This window comes from Natronorubrum thiooxidans (assembly GCF_900156475.1).
Taxonomy (GTDB): Archaea; Halobacteriota; Halobacteria; order Halobacteriales; family Natrialbaceae; genus Natronorubrum; species Natronorubrum thiooxidans.
The window spans coordinates 1-1209 of the sequence record NZ_FTNR01000059.1 but is presented as its reverse complement, the minus strand read 5'-3'; the positions used below and the strand labels follow the sequence as shown (position 1 = coordinate 1209).

Below are 1209 nucleotides of genomic sequence, written 5' to 3'. Positions count from 1 at the left end.
ATTTCTTGTCGTGTACGCGAGTGTTCGACGAGTTCGAGTCGCTGTCCCCAGCCCAACGTCATCACGCCAAAACCTACGCCACAGGTCTTGTTGCGGCCAGCAACAAGACCGTGGCGGGCATCGCACGCGAAGTCCTTCCAGCTAATAGCAAACGCGCTCTCAACAAGTTCCTCACCGAGTACGACTGGGATGAACAGCAATTCAACCACGAACGCCTCGAAGAACTCCAGAAACACGGCGAAACACGCTGGTCAACGGATGGCTACATCATCCTCGACGACACGATCACCGAGAAAGCCGGGGACGAAGTCCCCGGCGTCGGCCACTTCTACGATCACGCCGAAGGTGACACCGTCTGGGGCCAAGATCTCATCTACGCCTTCTACGCCGACAATAAAACCGCTTACCCGCTCACCTTCCGCCTCTACGAAAAGCAAGACGAGGATGACCAAGACCACGATACCAAGTACGACCTCGCCCGCGAGATCGTCACCGAACTCGAAGAAGAGGTAGGTGTGCCTGCGGACACCTACCTCTTCGACTCGTGGTTCGCTCACGATTCTGGCCTTCCTGAACACATCGAATCCTACGGCAAGGACTGGATCGGCCCGCTCCGGAGCAATCGACAGGTGACTTACGCCGGCGAAGAACTCCGCGTCGATGCGCTGGAAGAGCGCATCGACACGGTTGAGCGCGATATTGACGACGAAACCTATCACATCTGGACGAAGAAGCTTCCCGTCTCCCAGTTGGGAGACGTGAAGCTGGTCATCGCAGAGAAAGAGACCGACGGAGACGAAGATAACCCGATCAAGTACCTCGCTACGAACAAGATCGACGCACCAACCGCCCACATCATTCGCTCCTACGGGATGCGCTGGCGCATCGAGACGTTCTTCGAGGACTCGAAGCAGGATCTCGGCTTGGGAGACTGCGAGCTGCAGACTGACGGAGGTGCCAGTCGCCACTGGCACCTCCTGATGGCTGCCTACAGTCTCGTTCGTCTTGATCCCGATTCGAGCGCCTTGGGAACGGTTCGCTCGAAGGCGTCATCGCTTCGAGCGAACCTCGAACACTCCCTGAAGGAAGCCGTCTACAACCTTCTCTCGTGGGTTCGAGACAACGATGACCGCGGTATTGATGACCTCATGACCGAGATCGACCATCTCTTCGTTCACTCAACAGCCGAGGCTAGCGTGCAAAGCTGAG

At 57.2% G+C, this 1209-nt stretch carries 1 protein-coding gene; it reads left to right on the top strand.

Annotation, left to right across the window (positions count from 1 at the left end; genetic code table 11):
* The coding region (locus BW940_RS20790; protein ID WP_216819702.1) for an IS701-like element ISNpe1 family transposase at positions 1-1208 on the top strand (1208 nt) is incomplete at its 5' end.
* Position 1209: the final 1 nt, after the last annotated feature.